Source organism: Aliidiomarina shirensis (assembly GCF_003987345.1).
Taxonomy (GTDB): Bacteria; Pseudomonadota; Gammaproteobacteria; order Enterobacterales; family Alteromonadaceae; genus Aliidiomarina; species Aliidiomarina shirensis.
In genome coordinates, this window is sequence record NZ_PIPP01000006.1 from 135,051 (window position 1) to 151,566 (window position 16,516).

The following is a 16,516-nucleotide window of genomic DNA, read 5'->3' on the forward strand; positions in this document are numbered from 1 at the left end:
GTAACATCGTGCACTAGGCGGAATTATTTTAATGGAAAAGGCAAACTACAGTAATTGGCAAGCAAGTTTTGTGCGCTTGCGCAGCAATAAAATTTTTGAATTGGTAGTTGTTGCCATCATTATATTTTCTGCCTTAGTCGTTGGCGCAAAAACTTACGAGGAAACCACTCGCTTTTCCCGCATCATGGATTACCTAGATTGGGGCGTTACCGTTTTCTTTGTGATTGAAATTGCAATCCGTATGCTCGCAGAACGCCGTTTTCTTAACTTCTTTAAATCGGGTTGGAATGTGTTCGATTTCGTTATCGTGGTGGCGAGCTTAATTCCAGTTGATGGCGGGCAAAGCGTGCTTCTTGCTCGGTTATTGCGAGTATTCCGAGTGCTGCGCCTTGTTTCTATCGTTCCGGAATTACGCATGTTGATGAATGCGTTCTTAAAGGCATTACCACGCATGGGCTATGTCGCCTTGTTTATGTTTATTATTTTTTATATCTACGGCGCCATTGGTAGTTTTATCTTCCATGATATCAATCCGTTTTACTGGGAGAATATTACGGTGGCCATGCTTACTTTGTTTCGGGTAGCTACGTTCGAGAGTTGGACTTCCATTATGTATGAAACCATGGAAGTTTATCCTTGGTCGTGGTTGTTTTATGTCAGCTTTATTTTCTTAAGCGCCTTCATTTTCTTGAATATGATGATAGGTGTAGTGCTCGAAGTGATGCAAAAAGAAAGCGCGGCTCATTCTTTAGAAACAGGGGAAGGGGAAGCGGCTGATATACATTGGTTGCGCGAGCACGTAGAAGATTTACAAACGCAAATTAGCGTGATTCACGCGCATGTTTTGGCGACTTCGAAAGCCACGAACAAGGTTGATGAAACCATAGATCCGTAGGGTTATCGTCGGTTACGTTACCGAATGTAGGTTTTCGAAATATGCTTGAATACGTCTGTGCCAGCGCGCTCTAGCCACTCGAAGATAACCATTTCAGAACTTACAATCACTGCGCCAGCTTTGGTTAAGCGCGACAAGGCTATCGATTTATCCTGGCCTCTTCGCGAACCAACTGCATCTTCCACTACAAATACTTGGAAGCCCGCGGCTAGTAAATCAAGCGCTGTTTGCAAAACACACACATGAGCTTCTGTTCCGAGAATTACAACCTGAGAGCGCTTTTGCTGCTCTAAAAAGCGCACAAAATCAGCTTCTCGATAGGCGCTGAAATGAATTTTTTCAAATAAGGTAGCGTTTTCAACGTGCGTGGCGAGTTGCTCAACGGTTGTACCAAGCCCTTGCGGGTATTGTTCTGTGAACACGCAGGGAACGTGTAGTTCAGAGGCAACGTTTAATAGTCTATCTGCGGCATGTACGATATCGCGCGCACGATCGATTGCTGGCGCTAGGCGACTTTGAATATCGATAACTAATAGAAGGCTTTCTTGTTGCGAGACGCTCTGAGATTTTACCATTCTACGAATGCTCCAAATCAGGCTTTTGAGCTTACCCGGGGAATTGTTTTATTCGATTGGCCATCAGGGCCATATAAACTGGTGCCCCCTGCATCACGCAATATATTGAGCATTTGCTGATTGTGTTGCAGCCGATGTTGAATGAGATCGCCATTCAACGCATTGATGTGCGCTACATTTTCCGTTGCTAAAATTAATTCTTGCCATAACTCGCTACAACTTGAATCCGTTGCGGCTTTTTCTGAGCCCTCACGATCGAGTGAGTAGCCTAGCCGCTCCTGTGCTTTACGGCGTTTCAACTCCGATTGCTCAAGCTCGGCGAATAAACTTTGTTTCTCTTTTGCTATGGATTCTAATGCTGCGCCATCAATTTTGCCCTCACCCAGCAAGAGTTGCTCTTGCTTGAGCAACGTTTCCATTGCTTGCATGCGCTCTAACTGGTGCTTTAGGTGATTCTCTAAGCTCATTTTGGGCAGGTAATCCAACAATAATTAAATTTAGTTATCTAAAAGCTCGCGAACGCTATCGATTAAGCCATCGGCGATTTGGTCGGCTTTAATATCTAAACGACCATCGCGAATTGCTTCTTTCAATTCGTTAACGCGCGCCATATCGATATCTTGGCTTGTATTCTCAAGCGCTGGGCTAAAATGCGTTACCGCCGCAGGTGTTTCCGCAGTTTGATTTGCACTGCCTGCACTCGACGTTTTGCCCGTTGATTTGCCTTGTTCGCTACTTGGGGTAACTGGTAAAGGCTGCATGCCATTGATTTTCAAAACATTCCCCTTGGTGTGTTTGGGTCTGCAATTATTATCGGCAGAAGATAAGGAAACTTTAGCAAATTAATGCTCAAAAATCAGCCAAAGCGCAGCTTATTTGTAGTATTAGCATAATTTTAACATAGCCCTTTTAACCGAGGATAGTAAAACCAAGGCCACGTACGCGATTTCGTAGTTTTAGGTATCTATCAACGGGATGTTTTCCGTTAATCTTTTATGGTAACGCGGCCGGGGCCAATAACTCTTGCTTCAAGAATATTGCGATTCCCAATACGTACGCGAATTACATCGTTTAAGCCGCCACTATCTACCGCTGTGCCATCACGCTCGATCTGAAACCCAGAGCCTTGCGCCACAATTTTCACATTGTCACCGCGGCCTATTATTTCCGGCGCTTGTACCATTTCTTGGTGAATTGGTTGCCCGGCGCGTAGGTTTCGGCGCACCACTAACCCTACTAAATCTTCTAAATTCGTTATTGGTTGTGTGCGCATACGGCCAATATCACCTTGCGCTGATGTCAGCATATCTGCCTGTAGCAAGGTTCCAGAGCGAATATCCTCAATGGGCACCATATAATTACTGAGCAGCGATATTTGCGCCTGAACATATCGCACTTGGTTGCCATTTTCACCACAACGAACTCCAACTGAAACCCGGCCAGCAGCTTCTTGATTGGCATTTGGGAAAAATGGCTGCGGGTTTATACATTCACCGAAATGTGCGCTAGGCGTAAATACCTCGATTGCAATTTCCGAAGTATTCTCATTGGTTTGTTGGGCTTTTTGATAAAGAAAGTTCTGTACTGCGCGGGTTACTTCTTGTGTATTTGCAAAAGCAGTATTCGCCAGTATCAGAGCACATATCAATGCACCCGCGATGAGCGTTAAAAATACTTTTTTTACAAAGGCTTGCATCGATTTGTTATTTCCCTGCAATGGCTGTTAGATCGCCATTATAAACACACGAATGAAGTGTGAATCGAAGAAATAAGCGAAAAAAACTGCTTTTTTCGACCGATTGGCTCGACAAATACCATCGTAGTCTTAACGCTGCCAAGTTCTCCTTTATCTGGCCTGTACAATAATTAACCAAGTCGGGATGCGTGAGTAGAGAACTGCAATTGATAACAAGGGTAGCAACATGATTGATAAATTAACCGGAACACTGCAGTTCAACCAAGATGCATTGCGGCTTCGCGATCAGCGTCAACAAGTGCTTGCCAATAATATAGCGAATGCCGACACACCAAATTTTAAAGCCCGGGATTTTGATTTTGCCAGTGAGCTTCGAAAGGCCTCGGCACAAAACGGGCAGGGGCAAGCAACGCTAGCGCGCACTTCAGCGGGGCATATTGGTGGCAGTGGAATGAGCGCATCAGGCGTTGATAATCTGCAATACCGTATTCCGGCGCAATCACGATTAGATGGCAATACCGTGGATATGGATATGGAACGCAGCAAATTTCTTGATAACTCGGTGCGCTACCAAGCCGAGTTAACGTTTATGAACAGCCGAATCAAGAGCCTGCGGTCGGCAATGCAGCCAGAATAAGAAAAGAGGTTCTGAATTATGAGCATGTTTAGCATTTTTGATATCACCGGCTCGGCACTCACTGCACAATCGCAGCGGATGAACGTAGCCGCCAGTAACATGGCAAACGCTGATAGCGTAAGTGGCCCTGATGGGGTGCCATACCGCGCCAAACAAGTTGTATTTGAAAGCAAATTGCAAAATGGCCAAGGCCCTACTGGCGTGCAAGTTCGGGAAGTTATTGAAGAGCAAACTCCGGGGCGGCTTGAATATCGCCCAGGTCATCCGTTAGCGAACGCCGATGGCTATGTGCAGATGCCGAATGTGGATCCGGTTGCGGAGATGGTCAATATGATTTCTGCATCACGCTCGTATCAGGCGAACGTAGAAGTGATGAATACCAGCAAACAATTAATGATGCGCACGCTAAGCATCGGAGAGGGTTAAGCCCATGAATACGATTGATCAATCGGTGTTAAACACGGTGAACGGCCAAGGCCCAGGTTCACAAGCGAATAGCGCCGAAATGCGTGAGAATTTCATGACCTTGCTCGTGGCTCAGTTGAAGAATCAAGATCCATTGAATCCGATGGAAAACGCCGAAATGACGTCGCAGTTGGCACAAATCAATACCGTAAGTGGTATCGAGCAGTTGAACGAGACTATGACCGGTATTAACGGCCAAATTGAGCAAGGTAAGTTTATGCAGGCTACAGCTTTGATTGGTAAAGCTGTATTGGTGCCAGGCGAACGGGTGTTGGTAGGTGAAGGAGCGCCAACGCCTTTTGCTTTGGAGTTTGATCGCCCGGCCGATAGCGTGAAAGTGAACATTCTTGATGGCGCTGGCCAGGTTGTAAGAACCCTCGATATGGGGGATGTGGGCGCAGGTATGCACACCGTGGAATGGGATGGCAAATTGGGAAATGGCTCAGTTGCTCCTGATGGCGCATATCGTTTTGAGGTTGAAGCAACTGATGCTGAAGGCCGCAATGTTCCACATGAAACATTTAACTACGCACAAGTATTTGCAGTAAGTACAGGCCACCCAGACGGACCTCGTTTGGACCTCGGTGGCATATTTGAACCTGTTCGACTTGAAGATATTCGCCAAGTTGTCTGATTGTTCAGCACCTTTGGTTTAATCCAGGAGATTAACTATGAGTTTTTCACAAGCATTAAGTGGCCTACGTGCAGCGGCTGACAACTTAGGTGTTGTTGGTAATAACATTGCTAACGCGCAAACGGTTGGTTTTAAGAGTTCAGGCATTCAGTTTTCTGATGTTTACGCTGATTCTCAAGGTGGTTTGGGTACGCGCGTTGCCGCTATCGTTCAGAACTTTAACGAAGGTAACCTTGAAACAACTAACCGTTCGTTAGATTTAGCAGTAACGGGCAACGGCTTCTTCCGTTTTTCGCAAAATAACGAAGTGATGTATTCGCGTAACGGCCAGTTAACCATGACGAACGAAGGCTATTTAATTAACGCTTCGGGCGCTCGTTTAACAGGTTATTCCGCAGACGCAGCTGTGGGTAGCCAACCTGAGCAACTTCGTATTCCTTCAGGTGGTTTGCAAGCAAATCCAACCAACGAGATTCTAGCAAGCTTCAATATGGATGCACGGTCACCCATTATTGATAGAGCTACGGTTCCGTTTAATTTAAACGATCCTGATACCTATCACTATGCGAACACGGTAACCGTTTATGATTCGCTGGGTAATAGCTCAAGTGCGCAAATGTATTTCACTAAAGTTGCCGACAACGAATGGCAAGTTCGTTTGGCGCGTGATGGAGAGTTAGCACCGGAAACGGGCACCGTTGAGTTTGATTCAAACGGTATCCTAGCAGCAACCAATGGCTTGGATGACTTTACGTTTAATCCAGGTGGTGGTGCCGACCAGATGAATGTAGCCATGAATGTTGCGGGTACAACACAGTTCGCCAATGAGTTCGAGCTTAATAACTTACAACAAAATGGTTATACATCAGGCACGTTAGTGCGTGTTGCGATTGAAGAAGATGGCAGCATTGTAGGCACCTATACCAATGAGCAAAGCCAAGTGCTTGGTACCGTAGCACTAGCTTCATTCCGAAATATGGAAGGCTTACGTGCTGTTGGTGATAACTCTTGGTTAGAAACAGCAGATTCAGGCCCGGCGATTATTGGTTTAGCGGGTGAAGGTCAGTTCGGTAACATCGCTTCCGGTGTTGTTGAGCAATCGAACGTTGATTTAACCCAGGAGCTTGTGGCGTTAATCATGGCGCAACGCAATTATCAAGCAAACGCACAAAGCATTAAAACCCAAGATGAAGTACTGCAGGCTACAGTAAACCTGCGTTAATTTTACTTTGGTATGTGTGCACGTTGCCTGCCGTTATTTATTTGCCAAGTGGTGGTAAATAAATGCGGCGGATAGCAAAAGTAGTTTAGGAGTTCGGATTATGGATCCAATGATTTACACCGCAATGGGCGGAGCCAAGCAAACGCTTGATGATCAGGGCGTGATTAATCACAACCTTGCAAACGTATCAACAAGCGGGTTTCGTGCGCAATTAAGTGCTGTTCGAGCGGTTCCGATTGATGGTCCGGGCTCCTTAGCTACGCGTACGGCCGCCGTGGCGTCGACGCCGATGTTTGATGCAACCAGCGGCCCTATCAACGCGACTGGCCGGCCTATGGATATTGCCATGGGTGATAATCACTGGCTTGCGGTGCAAGGTGGTGATGGTAACGAGGCGTATACTCGGCGTGGCGATTTGAACGTTGATGCCAATGGCGTGTTAATGAGTGCTGGCCGTCCGGTACTGGGCGATGGTGGCCCAATTGTTATTCCATTAGGCGCTGAAATCACCATCGGTGACGATGGCACCATAACCATGAAAGGCGAGGGTGCTCGTTCAACGGAACTGGCGGAAATCGACCGAATCAAGGTAGTAAACGCTGGCGCTGAACAGCTCGAACGTGGGCTGGATGGCTTATTTCGTGCTACTGATGGCGGTGTTCTTGGCCGTGATGAGAATGCCAAGATAGCTACAGGCGCGCTTGAGGGCAGTAACGTAAGTGCGGTAGAAGCCATGGTAGCCATGATCAGTAACCAACGTAAATTCGATATGCAAATGAAGGTTATTACCAGTGCCGATGAAAACTCTCAGCGCGCTAATAGCCTGCTTTCCGTGCAAGGCTAATTCGTAGAAACGAATGGAGATAAAACATGATTAAATCACTTTGGACCGGAAAAACAGGCCTGGAAGCGCAGCAGTTTCAGATGGACGTTATCACCAATAACTTGGCGAACGTGAACACCACTGGTTTCAAACAATCGCGAGCAGTTTTTGAAGATTTACTTTATCAAAACATGCGTCAACCCGGTGCAATGAACAATGCGCAAGATCGCTTACCTTCGGGCTTACAAGTGGGTACCGGTGTACGTGCGGTAGCAACGGAACGTTTGCACACGCAAGGTGGTTTAGTAGCTACTGAAAACTCACGAAATCTAGCGATTAATGGTAAAGGCTTTTTTCAGGTATTGATGCCCGATGGCGAAGTGGCTTTTACACGTGATGGTAGTTTCCAACTAAACGAAAACGGGCAAATGGTTACTGCAAGTGGCTACCCGTTGGAGCCAGGTATCTTTGTCCCAGCCAACGCGTTAAGTGTCACTATTGGTGAAGATGGCATTGTATCGGTAACACAGCCGGGTAACCCCCAACCCACCGAAGTTGGCCAAGTAACCCTAGCGACCTTTATGAATGATACCGGCCTTGAATCTGTGGGCGGTAATTTGTATCGGGAAACTGCTTCATCGGGCCCACGCAATGAATATAGCCCTGGTGACAACGGAACTGGACGATTATTCCAAGGTTATGTTGAAACTTCGAACGTGAATGTGGTTGAAGAGATGGTGAATATGATTCAAACCCAACGCGCATACGAAATTAACAGCCGGGCATTGCGGACGAGCGACGAAATGCTTTCGCGCTTAACGCAATTATAAGCGTAGCGTTTTCGCACATGCTTAAGTTTCAGGAGTTTTTGATGTTTAAATTAACCCAACAATCAGCTGCTAAAGCCATTTGTGTAGCCGTTGCCGCATTTGGGTTAGTTGCGTGTTCAGCCCCACCGAAACCAATTGTGGTAACCCAGCCAGAGCCAATTATTATGCCTGAGCGTGGTGCCGTACAAGCGAATGGCTCGATTTTTCAAGCACAGCGAGGTTACGCACCACTGTTTGAAGATCGCCGACCACGCATGGTTGGGGATATTTTAACTATTCTTGTTGAAGAACAAGTAAGTGCATCAAAAAGCAACCAAACCGCCGCTTCACGTGCAAGCAATGTAGGTATTGATATAGAGCAGCTGCCTGATTTCTTAGATTCACTTGCTGATCTAGGCCTCGATGTCAGCTCGGCGAGCGATTTTACTGGGCAAGGTTCGGCCAGCGCGAATAATACCTTTCAAGGCACCATTACCGTACAGGTTTTGGAAGTGATGATGAATGGGAATTTACGCGTTCGCGGTGAAAAGCAAATCGCCATCAACAGTGGCGCGGAATATATTCGTTTCTCTGGAATCGTGAACCCTCGTTCTGTAACTGGCCAAAGCACTGTGCTTTCAAGCCAGGTTGCCGAAGCGCGTATTGAATACATCGGTGATGGTTATATTCATACAGCGCAACGTATGGGCTGGTTACAACGATTCTTTAACTGGGCGAGCCCACTGTAATGGTGATCAACATGAAAAAATTCTTAAGCATCATTATTCTCGGTGCCGCATTAATCGCCAGTTCACCGGCGCAAGCTGAGCGTTTAAAAGATTTAGCTGAGTTTGCTGGTGTTCGCGATAACGTGCTCGTGGGTTACGGCTTGGTTGTGGGGCTTGATGGCACGGGCGATCAAACTACGCAAGCACCATTTACGGGCCAAAGCTTAACCAACATGCTTTCACAACTCGGGGTTACGATTCCTGCAGGCACGAATATGCAACTACGAAACGTAGCTGCCGTAATGGTAACTGCAGATTTACCGCCGTTCTCAATGCAAGGCCAGCGGCTAGATATAACGGTATCCTCGGTGGGTAACGCGCGTAGCTTACGTGGCGGCACTTTACTTATGACCCCATTGCGCGGTGCGGATGGCGAAATTTACGCTATTGCCCAAGGTAACCTTTTAATCGGTGGTGTTAGTGCTGAGAGTGGCGGCAGCCGCGAAACTATCAACCATCAAGCGGCAGGACGTATTTCTCGCGGTGCGATTGTCGAGCGCGAAGTAGCATTGGCTCTGGGCAGCAACCAGGGTGAGCTTGAACTGCATTTGAAGCAAGCTGATTTCAGCACCGCGGAACGCGTGGTTTCACGAATCAACGATGAATTCGGTAATTTCGTGGCTGAGGCGGTAAATGGTCGAGTGATTCGCTTATTTGGCCCGCAAGATGCGAATGAACGCGTTCGGTTCATGGCACGCGTAGAAAATATTGATGTCGACCCAGCGATCGGCCGTGCTCGGGTAGTGCTTAATTCACGCACAGGTTCAGTAGTAATGAACGGAAATGTGCGTTTGAGCCAAGCTGCGGTTGCTCATGGAAACCTTTCGGTATCGATTGATACCCGTCAGCAGGTAAGCCAACCAGCACCTTTTTCACAGGGCGAAACGGTAGTAACCACGGATACTGATATTCAAATTACCCAAGAAGCAGGCACCTTAAATATGGTTGAAGGTGTGGATCTAATGGAAGTGGTGAACGCCTTGAATTCACTTGGCGCAAGCCCAGCTGATTTGATGGCTATTCTAGAGGCATTGAAAGCCTCAGGTTCGTTACGTGCTGAACTGGAGATAATCTAATGAATGATACGTTTGGTACCCAAGCCACGCAGGCACGAATGGCACTTGATGTACAAAGTTTGAATCAGATAAAAGCCAATAACCGCGTAGACGGAGAAGCCGGTTTACGCCAAGCTGCTGAAGAATTTGAAGCCGTTTTTTTAAATATGGTGATGCAGAGTATGCGCGAGGCTACAGGGAAATCAGAGTTGTTTGATTCGCCACAAACGCAACAGATGCAAAGCATGTATGATCAACAGCTCACGCGCCATCTTGCTACACGCGGAATTGGCCTAGCGGATCAATTAGTGCAGCAACTCCAGCAAGGCCCTGCTCAAAATCCGGCACAAAAGCCCTAAATAACCTTAAGAATTCGCCTCCGCTGCCGATAATCTTCAGCACAGTTAAAAGGTAGGTCTGATGAGTATTTTAAACACCGGCATTACCGGTTTGAACGCAGCGCAAACAGCGCTATATGCCACCAGTAACAATATCTCGAATGTGTATACACCTGGGTATAATCGGGAAGTTGTTTTGCTTGGTGAAGCGAAAAACAGTGGCGGCGTGCAAGTAAATGGCGTGAATCGCCAGTTCAATAGTTTTATTGCTGAGCGCTTAAACAATGCGAATGGCAATCTTTCTTCGTTGCAATCGTATAAAACCCAAGCCAGCCAAATTGATAATCTCTTGGCTGATCCTGAGGCCGGCTTAGCGCCGCTGATGCAAAAATTCTTTGGTTCTCTTGGTGATTTAGCCGGCGCCCCTGCAGAACCAGCTGCCCGCGAAGGCGTGCTTGGTAATGCCAATAGTATGGCAGCCCAGTTTCGTTCATTTGATAACTACCTGCATGATTTACAACGCACGGTAAACGGTGCTGTACAACTAGAGGTTTCGCAAATTAACGATGTCGCTGGGCAAATCGCGATGTTGAACAAAGAAATCGCCTCTTCGGCTGCGGCTACTGGGCAAACCCCGAATGCGCTTCTTAACCAGCGTGACCAATATGTTGCTGAATTAAGTAAGAAAATTGATATTCGCGTGAACGTTCAAGATGGCGGTGCATATAACGTATCTATCGGTAACGGCCAACCACTCGTTACTGGGGATACTTCGTTTTCGCTTGAAGCTATGGCCTCTTCGTCAGATCCGGAGCGGACAGTTGTTGGCTACCGGGATTCTTCTGGCAACCTTCTGGAATTTAGAGAAGACCAATTCAAAGGTGGAGCATTAGGCGGTTTGATGAGCTTTCGCCGCGAGAGCCTAGATAGAATACAAGGCCAACTCGGCCAACTCGCCGTAACCATGGCGCAATCGTTTAACGAGCAACATCAAGCAGGTGTTGATCTGAATGGAGATGCCGGCGGTGAATTTTTCAGTATTGGTGCTCCTTCGAGCTATACAAACACGAAAAATAACGGTGATGCGGTTCTCGATGTTTCAATTGCCGATCTGAGTGAACTATCGGCAAGCTCTTGGGATTTAACGTTTAATGGTACAGATTGGCAAGCTACGCAACGTGATACTGGCAACCGCATGAATGTAGCGCCTGATGGCGATGGTAATTTAAATTTTGCTGGATTACAGATTAATGTGAATGGCACACCGGAAGTTGGCGATAGATTTCGTGTAAACCCGGTGCAGCGCGCAGCACGTGATTTCAACGTGCAAATTAATGATATCTCGAACATTGCTGCCGCTACCTCGGCTGATTCTGGCGACAACCGCAACGCACTTGCTCTGCAAGATTTACAAAGTAGTCGCGTGGTTGGTGGCAACGCCAACTTCAGCCAAGCCTATGGCGCAATAGTGAGTGATTCCGGTAACCGGAATGCGGTGGTAAATGCCAATCTTGCCGCTCAGCAGGGCTTAACTGAACAGTTGCAGGCATTACAGCAATCTGAGTCGGGTGTGAACCTAGATGAAGAAGCGGCGAACTTAGTGCGTTATCAACAATATTACCAAGCGAATGCGAAAGTGATCGAGGCTGGAATGACAGTTTTAGAGACAATATTGTCGATCGCCCGTTAATTTTTGCTGATAACAGCCGATATATTGTAGTAAGTGAACAGCGTTAGCTTTGGCGAAGATTTTCGGCAAAGATTCTAGGGAAAAGTAATATGCGTATTAGTACGGTTACCATTTTTGATCAGAACGTTTCATCGATGAATCGTCAGCAAGCGGAATTTATGAAAGTAGGCCAGCAAATGTCTACCGGTCGCCGTGTTGTCAACCCATCAGATGATCCGCAAGCAGCTGCGCGCGCCGTGGGTGTAGGCCAATCGATCGCGGTAACCCAACAATATACTGATGCGCGAGTAAGTGCGCGAAATAGCCTTTCGCAGCAGGAAAGTGTGTTGAATAGCGTTGGCGATATGTTAACCCGTGCAAAAACACTCATGGTGCAAGCATCAAACGGTACGCTGAGTGAAACTGACCGTATCTCGGTATCTAGTGAAATGGAAGGTGTATACGAAGCGCTCGTTGGCTTAGCGAACACTACCGATGGCACCGGCCGTTATGTATTTGGTGGTTACCGCGATGGCGAAGCGCCATTTACGCGTGCTGCCGATGGCACGGTGCAGTTTGAAGGTAGCACTGAAATGCGTCAAGAGCGGGTTGATGGCGATCGGTTGATGGAAGTTGGGCACACCGGCAACGATATCTTCTTAACTGCGCTGAGCAACGCGCGTCCAGCCGTTGATGGTACCCCAGCAAATACGAATTTATTCGCTAGCTTTGAAAACGCAATAGCCGCTTTACGCGCAGACGAAGGCACGTTATCGGATGCGGATCGAAAAGATGTCTTTAGTAATGTAATGCGCGAATTCGATAATGCGCAGGATAATACGCTAACGAAGCGGGCTTCATTGGGTGCTCGGTTAAATGAGTTAGATACCCTCGATTTGGTGGCTGGCAATCGCACATTAGGCTATGAACAGCAATTATCGGATTTAGTCGACTTAGATTATGTACAAGCTGCTTCTGATTATAGTTTACGAATGGTTGGATTACAGGCCGCGCAAAAAGCGTTTGTGGACATCAAAGGTTTAAGCCTGTTTAACTATCTCCGCTAGATTCTGGCTTTTATTGAATAGGCGCAAGTGCTTCGAGCATTTGCGCAATAAACTCCAACGCGTGAGTAAATAGGGCTTGCACGAAAGTGCCGAGCTGCGTTGTGAGTATCATAATTAAGAACAAACCCATAGTAAGCGATAGTGGGAAACCAATCGAAAATACAGTGAGCTGAGGTGCAGAGCGATTAAGAATACCGAGTGTAAGGTTGATAATCAGTAACGCCCCAAATACCGGTAGCGCCAGCAATATCCCCGATGAGAAAATAACCCCACCAAAACGCGCAAAGGCTTCAAACGCATTCAAGTTTAAACCTGCGGTACCTATGGGCAACTGCTCAAAGGAAAATGCGATAACTTCTAGCATTATTAAATGCCCATTCAACGCCAAGTACAGCAGAATCGTAAACGCATGTAGTAGCCGCGATAAGATCATGGTGTTTGCACCGCTATCGGGCGAAAAGAAGGTGGCGAACGCTAACCCCATCTGCAAACCAATAAACTCACCTGCCGCCATGACTACTGCAAACGCTATTTGCATTACTAAGCCCATGGCAACGCCAATTAAAACCTGCTCTACAATAATACCAAACCCGGCCCATGAGTATATGGGTACATCGGGCATGGCTGGAATAACTGGCGCCATAACAATGGCTAATGCTGCGCCAAAAGCTATTCGTAGTTGAACAGGAATGCGTGAATGACCAAATACGGGAGCAGACACCATAAAGCTGGTGATGCGAAACAGAGGCCAGATAAAGGCTACTATCCAACCCTGTAGCTGCAGAAAGGTTACTTCAATCATGGTGCAACCGGAACACTACGCTATTGCACCATGGTAGGAATACTGGTGAATAGCTCAGTGGTGTAATCAATAATTAATTGAAGTAAAAAAGGCCCAATGACTACGAGCATGATCACTACCCCAAGAATTTTCGGGATGAAGGAAAGGGTCATTTCGTTGATTTGCGTAGCGGCTTGGAACAAGCTTACGATTAAGCCGATAAGCAATGCAGTAAGCAACAAGGGGCCTGCGAGATAAAGCGCTACGCGCATGCCTTGATAAGCGATGGTCATAACTTGTTCTGGATTCATCGGTTACCCCCTAGCTAAAAGTAGAAGCTTGCAGCAAGTGAACCAATAATCAGTTGCCAACCATCAACCAATACAAACAGCATGAGCTTGAACGGCAGAGAGATAGTAGCGGGTGGCACCATCATCATACCGAGCGCCATCAATACACTAGCCACAACCAAATCGATAATCAGAAATGGAATAAATATCGTGAAGCCGATTTGGAATGCCGTTTTTAATTCACTAGTAACAAACGATGGAATCAATACATGCATTGGCAACTCTTCCGGTCCTTGAATTGGTCCGATATCGGCAAGACGCACGAAGAGTTCTAGATCGCCTTGGCGTGTTTGCGCGAGCATGAATTCACGCAGCGGTTCTGCAGCGAGGGGCAGGAATTCTTGAAAGCCAATGGCATCTTCACTGAGCGGAACCCACGCCGTTTCATATATCTGTGCAAGTACCGGCGACATAATGAAAAATGTAAGAAATAGAGCGATGCCCAGTAACACTTGGTTAGGTGGCGCTGATTGCGTACCCATGGCGGTACGTAGGAGGCCAAGTACGATAATAATTCGGGCGAAGCTCGTCATCATTAGCAGGCCGGCGGGTAAAAACGCCATGCTACTGAGGAGTAATAGTGTTTGTAACGGCACGGACCAGCGTTGAGTGCCATCTTCACCGGTGGTGCTGGTTATTGTTGGCAGTTCTTGTGCGAGTACTTCAGTAGGCAAAAAAAGCGCAATTGCGCTCAAAATTAAAATACCAACACCGAACCATGCTTTGTGGGAATACGTCATTTCTTGCTACCTTTGTGATCGCTACTCGCCTTTTGCTTTGCTTTTAAGAGATTCGCAAACGGGCTAAGAATCGGGTTCACATGGCCATTTTCTGTTGCCGAGGGTTCTTTCTCGATCGCAGTGATTTCGGGGATAGCTACTTCACTAAGCCGATTCACACTTCCTGGGGCTACGCCTAGTACCAAGCGTTTCCCTTCTACATCTACTACCACAATACGTTCTTTTCCACCTAGGCTTGCACTGGTGATAACCTGAATTTTATTGGTTGTGCTTGGCAACCAGCTACTGCCCATGCGGCGAAAAATCCAAGCACATACCAAAATAATAACAATAACTAAAATTAACGAAGCGGACACTTTACCAAGCAGAGTAAGGCTTGACACCACATCGGTGCCCGCCGGAGTACTCGCCGCATTCGTAGTGTTTGTGATCATCGATTCAGTTTCTGTACACGTTCTGCTGGCGTTACTATTTCAGTGATTCGAATACCGTACTTATCATCAAGAACCACCACTTCGCCCTGGGCAATGAGGTAACCATTGATGAGAATATCCATAGGTTCACCCGCTAAGCCATCGAGTTCAACAACTGAGCCTTGCGCCAGTTCTAATAGCTGCTTAATGGTGATTCGCGTGCGGCCAAGTTCAACACTGAGCTTTACCGGAATATCCATGATGATATCTAAATCGCTGGCGCTAGCCCCACGATTGGTACTTTCGAGCGGTTTAAATACCCGATCTCCGGCCGATTGCGGATTCCCAGCAGCTTGCTCTTCTTCGAGTACATCTGCCCACGGATCTTGATTTCCGCTTTCTGAGCTACCTTGTGTGGCCTTTTTAGGTTGCTCTTCAGCATCCTTATTCGGCTTTTTATCATCAGTCATCGTCATAATCCTCAGAGGTTTCCGGCCCATACACAGAAACATGTTCTGCTTTGCTTGGGCTTGTCACCGCATGGTTCTCTAAAATTTTAATAACTCGCAGTGCACGGTGTTTGTTTAATGAACCGTACTCGCATTCCAGCACAGGTAAACCGCTAACCGTAGCCGTTACTGTTTTCGGCAGCGAAACCGGCAATACATCACCTACTTTAAGTGCCATTACTTGCGGTAAACGCACTGGGATATCCAAGAAGTTTGTGGTGAGCTCAACATCAGAAGATTGTAGCTCTTGGGTGATACGCTCACGCCATGCTTTATCGGTTGCACTTGATGCATCGGCGCGCAAATTGGTAAGGCGATCGCGCAGTGGTTCGATCATCGAGTAGGGCATACAAATCTGAAAGCTTGAATCCAAGTTACCTACTTCCAGATGAAAGGTTGTGGTGACTACGATCTCACTCGGAGAGCTTGTGATACTGGCAAATTTTGGCTGCATCTCGGAACGGATATAGCTAATTTTAAGTTGGAAAACAGCACGCCAAGCCTCTTGATAAGCATCCATCGCCAGATTTAGAACACGATTAATAATACGTTGTTCGGTGCCTGTAAATTCGCGCGCTTCATTTTTCGTGATAAATCGACCATCACCACCAAATAAGTTTTCAACAATCATAGAAACCATGTTCTGCGGGAATACAACTAGCGCGGTTCCGCGCAGCGGCTTCATGGCAATGATGTTTAAATTTATTGGGGTAGGTAGCTTATCGGAAAAATCTTGAAAGCGCTGATAACGAACGGATTCAACTGAAATATCGGCGTTACGGCGCAACAAATTAAACAAGTTCATGCGGAACTGCCGAGCAAATCGCTCGTTTATGATTTCAAGGGTGTGCAAGCGCTCGCGCACAACCCGATGCTGAGTGCCCGGATCAAATGGTCGCTCACCGGTATTCCGTTCTTTTACGCCACCGAAACGCTCCTGCCGAGATGATGTTTTTACATCATCTGCAGGTTTCGATGGTTTAGATACCGAACCCAATAATTCATCGATATCATGCTGTGAAAGGGGCTTATCACCAGCCATAAACGCTC

The 16,516-nt window shown here is 47.0% G+C and carries 22 protein-coding genes; 12 read left to right on the forward strand and 10 right to left on the reverse strand.

All coding sequences use genetic code 11. The annotated features are described in order from the left end of the window. The first annotated feature begins 31 nt into the window (after positions 1 to 31). Entirely contained in the window at positions 32 to 895 is an 864-nt protein-coding gene (locus CWE13_RS11505) for an ion transporter (RefSeq protein ID WP_126808794.1), read from the forward strand. Between the two features lie 17 nt (positions 896 to 912). Here the strand turns inward: CWE13_RS11505 and CWE13_RS11510 are convergent, their stop codons facing one another. The 4 genes from CWE13_RS11510 to flgA all read right to left on the reverse strand — a co-directional run bounded on the left by CWE13_RS11510 (position 913) and on the right by flgA (position 3,166). Beyond that, on the reverse strand, positions 913 to 1,470 hold the full coding sequence (locus tag CWE13_RS11510; RefSeq protein ID WP_126808796.1) for a hydrolase: 558 nt from the start codon (positions 1,468 to 1,470) through the stop codon (positions 913 to 915). Positions 1,471 to 1,487: 17 nt separating this feature from the next. Continuing rightward, positions 1,488 to 1,937 carry a flagella synthesis protein FlgN gene (locus CWE13_RS11515; RefSeq protein WP_126808798.1) on the reverse strand — a complete coding sequence of 150 codons (450 nt, stop codon included), beginning with the start codon at positions 1,935 to 1,937 and terminating at the stop codon, positions 1,488 to 1,490. A 30-nt stretch (positions 1,938 to 1,967) separates the two neighbouring features. Beyond that, the gene (flgM, locus tag CWE13_RS11520; protein ID WP_241973689.1) at positions 1,968 to 2,246 is read right to left on the reverse strand and encodes a flagellar biosynthesis anti-sigma factor FlgM; all 279 of its coding nucleotides are present in this window, start codon (positions 2,244 to 2,246) and stop codon (positions 1,968 to 1,970) included. 209 nt (positions 2,247 to 2,455) lie between these two features. Continuing rightward, complete coding sequence (gene flgA / locus CWE13_RS11525) at positions 2,456 to 3,166, reverse strand: flagellar basal body P-ring formation chaperone FlgA (RefSeq protein WP_126808800.1); 711 nt, start codon at positions 3,164 to 3,166, stop codon at positions 2,456 to 2,458. 226 nt (positions 3,167 to 3,392) lie between these two features. Here flgA and flgB point away from each other — a divergent pair, with 226 nt between their 5' ends. The 11 genes from flgB (at position 3,393) to flgL (ending at position 12,673) form a co-directional block, all read left to right on the forward strand. Continuing rightward, complete coding sequence (flgB, locus tag CWE13_RS11530) at positions 3,393 to 3,803, forward strand: flagellar basal body rod protein FlgB (protein WP_126808802.1); 411 nt, start codon at positions 3,393 to 3,395, stop codon at positions 3,801 to 3,803. Positions 3,804 to 3,821: 18 nt separating this feature from the next. Next, positions 3,822 to 4,229, forward strand: a complete 408-nt coding sequence (flgC, locus tag CWE13_RS11535; RefSeq protein WP_126808803.1) for a flagellar basal body rod protein FlgC — start codon at positions 3,822 to 3,824, stop codon at positions 4,227 to 4,229. A gap of 4 nt (positions 4,230 to 4,233) precedes the next feature. Next, positions 4,234 to 4,902, forward strand: a complete 669-nt coding sequence (locus CWE13_RS11540; RefSeq protein ID WP_126808805.1) for a flagellar hook assembly protein FlgD — start codon at positions 4,234 to 4,236, stop codon at positions 4,900 to 4,902. Positions 4,903 to 4,939: 37 nt separating this feature from the next. Continuing rightward, complete coding sequence (gene flgE, locus CWE13_RS11545) at positions 4,940 to 6,124, forward strand: flagellar hook protein FlgE (protein ID WP_126808807.1); 1,185 nt, start codon at positions 4,940 to 4,942, stop codon at positions 6,122 to 6,124. Positions 6,125 to 6,224: 100 nt separating this feature from the next. Next, positions 6,225 to 6,968, forward strand: coding sequence for a flagellar basal body rod protein FlgF (locus CWE13_RS11550; protein ID WP_126808809.1), 744 nt, complete (start codon positions 6,225 to 6,227; stop codon positions 6,966 to 6,968). A 26-nt stretch (positions 6,969 to 6,994) separates the two neighbouring features. Further along, entirely contained in the window at positions 6,995 to 7,777 is a 783-nt protein-coding gene (flgG, locus tag CWE13_RS11555) for a flagellar basal-body rod protein FlgG (RefSeq protein WP_126808811.1), read from the forward strand. 41 nt (positions 7,778 to 7,818) lie between these two features. After that, positions 7,819 to 8,505, forward strand: a complete 687-nt coding sequence (locus CWE13_RS11560) for a flagellar basal body L-ring protein FlgH (protein ID WP_126808813.1) — start codon at positions 7,819 to 7,821, stop codon at positions 8,503 to 8,505. A gap of 11 nt (positions 8,506 to 8,516) precedes the next feature. Then, a complete protein-coding gene (locus CWE13_RS11565) occupies positions 8,517 to 9,620 on the forward strand; it encodes a flagellar basal body P-ring protein FlgI (protein ID WP_198677956.1) in 1,104 nt (367 codons plus the stop codon). Next, positions 9,620 to 9,958 (forward strand): rod-binding protein, encoded by a 339-nt coding sequence (locus CWE13_RS11570; protein WP_126808816.1) that lies wholly within the window; start codon positions 9,620 to 9,622, stop codon positions 9,956 to 9,958. The genes CWE13_RS11565 and CWE13_RS11570 overlap by 1 nt, the downstream gene beginning before the upstream one ends. 61 nt (positions 9,959 to 10,019) lie before the next feature. Beyond that, positions 10,020 to 11,627: a flagellar hook-associated protein FlgK gene (gene flgK, locus CWE13_RS11575; RefSeq protein WP_126808818.1), complete on the forward strand. Its 1,608-nt coding sequence runs from the start codon at positions 10,020 to 10,022 to the stop codon at positions 11,625 to 11,627. 89 nt (positions 11,628 to 11,716) lie between these two features. Beyond that, a complete protein-coding gene (gene flgL / locus CWE13_RS11580; protein WP_126808820.1) occupies positions 11,717 to 12,673 on the forward strand; it encodes a flagellar hook-associated protein FlgL in 957 nt (318 codons plus the stop codon). A 10-nt stretch (positions 12,674 to 12,683) separates the two neighbouring features. On the opposite strand, the gene fliR is transcribed toward flgL, so the two are convergent. Genes fliR through fliM form a run of 6 tightly spaced genes read right to left on the reverse strand, consistent with a single transcriptional unit; the run spans position 12,684 to position 16,508 of the window. Further along, positions 12,684 to 13,475 carry a flagellar biosynthetic protein FliR gene (gene fliR / locus CWE13_RS11585; protein ID WP_126808821.1) on the reverse strand — a complete coding sequence of 264 codons (792 nt, stop codon included), beginning with the start codon at positions 13,473 to 13,475 and terminating at the stop codon, positions 12,684 to 12,686. A 20-nt stretch (positions 13,476 to 13,495) separates the two neighbouring features. Then, the gene (gene fliQ / locus CWE13_RS11590; protein ID WP_126808823.1) at positions 13,496 to 13,765 is read right to left on the reverse strand and encodes a flagellar biosynthesis protein FliQ; all 270 of its coding nucleotides are present in this window, start codon (positions 13,763 to 13,765) and stop codon (positions 13,496 to 13,498) included. A gap of 14 nt (positions 13,766 to 13,779) precedes the next feature. Continuing rightward, positions 13,780 to 14,544, reverse strand: a complete 765-nt coding sequence (gene fliP / locus CWE13_RS11595) for a flagellar type III secretion system pore protein FliP (RefSeq protein WP_126808825.1) — start codon at positions 14,542 to 14,544, stop codon at positions 13,780 to 13,782. After that, positions 14,541 to 14,978, reverse strand: a complete 438-nt coding sequence (gene fliO, locus CWE13_RS11600; RefSeq protein ID WP_126808834.1) for a flagellar biosynthetic protein FliO — start codon at positions 14,976 to 14,978, stop codon at positions 14,541 to 14,543. Before fliO ends, fliP begins: the two co-directional genes overlap by 4 nt. Next, a complete protein-coding gene (gene fliN, locus CWE13_RS11605) occupies positions 14,975 to 15,427 on the reverse strand; it encodes a flagellar motor switch protein FliN (protein ID WP_126808836.1) in 453 nt (150 codons plus the stop codon). The genes fliO and fliN overlap by 4 nt, the downstream gene beginning before the upstream one ends. Further along, positions 15,420 to 16,508, reverse strand: a complete 1,089-nt coding sequence (gene fliM / locus CWE13_RS11610) for a flagellar motor switch protein FliM (protein WP_126808838.1) — start codon at positions 16,506 to 16,508, stop codon at positions 15,420 to 15,422. The genes fliN and fliM overlap by 8 nt, the downstream gene beginning before the upstream one ends. Positions 16,509 to 16,516: the final 8 nt, after the last annotated feature.

Excerpts from the sequence above, each read along its gene's own strand:
- CWE13_RS11505 (WP_126808794.1), top strand. The coding sequence starts at position 32 with ATGGAAAAGGCAAACTACAGTAATTGGCAAGCAAGTTTTGTGCGCTTG.
- CWE13_RS11510 (WP_126808796.1), bottom strand. The coding sequence starts at position 1,470 with ATGGTAAAATCTCAGAGCGTCTCGCAACAAGAAAGCCTTCTATTAGTT.
- CWE13_RS11515 (WP_126808798.1), bottom strand. The coding sequence starts at position 1,937 with ATGAGCTTAGAGAATCACCTAAAGCACCAGTTAGAGCGCATGCAAGCA.
- flgA (WP_126808800.1), bottom strand. The coding sequence starts at position 3,166 with ATGCAAGCCTTTGTAAAAAAAGTATTTTTAACGCTCATCGCGGGTGCA.
- flgB (WP_126808802.1), top strand. The coding sequence starts at position 3,393 with ATGATTGATAAATTAACCGGAACACTGCAGTTCAACCAAGATGCATTG.
- flgC (WP_126808803.1), top strand. The coding sequence starts at position 3,822 with ATGAGCATGTTTAGCATTTTTGATATCACCGGCTCGGCACTCACTGCA.
- CWE13_RS11540 (WP_126808805.1), top strand. The coding sequence starts at position 4,234 with ATGAATACGATTGATCAATCGGTGTTAAACACGGTGAACGGCCAAGGC.
- flgE (WP_126808807.1), top strand. The coding sequence starts at position 4,940 with ATGAGTTTTTCACAAGCATTAAGTGGCCTACGTGCAGCGGCTGACAAC.
- CWE13_RS11550 (WP_126808809.1), top strand. The coding sequence starts at position 6,225 with ATGGATCCAATGATTTACACCGCAATGGGCGGAGCCAAGCAAACGCTT.
- flgG (WP_126808811.1), top strand. The coding sequence starts at position 6,995 with ATGATTAAATCACTTTGGACCGGAAAAACAGGCCTGGAAGCGCAGCAG.
- CWE13_RS11560 (WP_126808813.1), top strand. The coding sequence starts at position 7,819 with ATGTTTAAATTAACCCAACAATCAGCTGCTAAAGCCATTTGTGTAGCC.
- CWE13_RS11565 (WP_198677956.1), top strand. The coding sequence starts at position 8,517 with ATGAAAAAATTCTTAAGCATCATTATTCTCGGTGCCGCATTAATCGCC.
- CWE13_RS11570 (WP_126808816.1), top strand. The coding sequence starts at position 9,620 with ATGAATGATACGTTTGGTACCCAAGCCACGCAGGCACGAATGGCACTT.
- flgK (WP_126808818.1), top strand. The coding sequence starts at position 10,020 with ATGAGTATTTTAAACACCGGCATTACCGGTTTGAACGCAGCGCAAACA.
- flgL (WP_126808820.1), top strand. The coding sequence starts at position 11,717 with ATGCGTATTAGTACGGTTACCATTTTTGATCAGAACGTTTCATCGATG.
- fliR (WP_126808821.1), bottom strand. The coding sequence starts at position 13,475 with ATGATTGAAGTAACCTTTCTGCAGCTACAGGGTTGGATAGTAGCCTTT.
- fliQ (WP_126808823.1), bottom strand. The coding sequence starts at position 13,765 with ATGAATCCAGAACAAGTTATGACCATCGCTTATCAAGGCATGCGCGTA.
- fliP (WP_126808825.1), bottom strand. The coding sequence starts at position 14,544 with ATGACGTATTCCCACAAAGCATGGTTCGGTGTTGGTATTTTAATTTTG.
- fliO (WP_126808834.1), bottom strand. The coding sequence starts at position 14,978 with ATGATCACAAACACTACGAATGCGGCGAGTACTCCGGCGGGCACCGAT.
- fliN (WP_126808836.1), bottom strand. The coding sequence starts at position 15,427 with ATGACTGATGATAAAAAGCCGAATAAGGATGCTGAAGAGCAACCTAAA.
- fliM (WP_126808838.1), bottom strand. The coding sequence starts at position 16,508 with ATGGCTGGTGATAAGCCCCTTTCACAGCATGATATCGATGAATTATTG.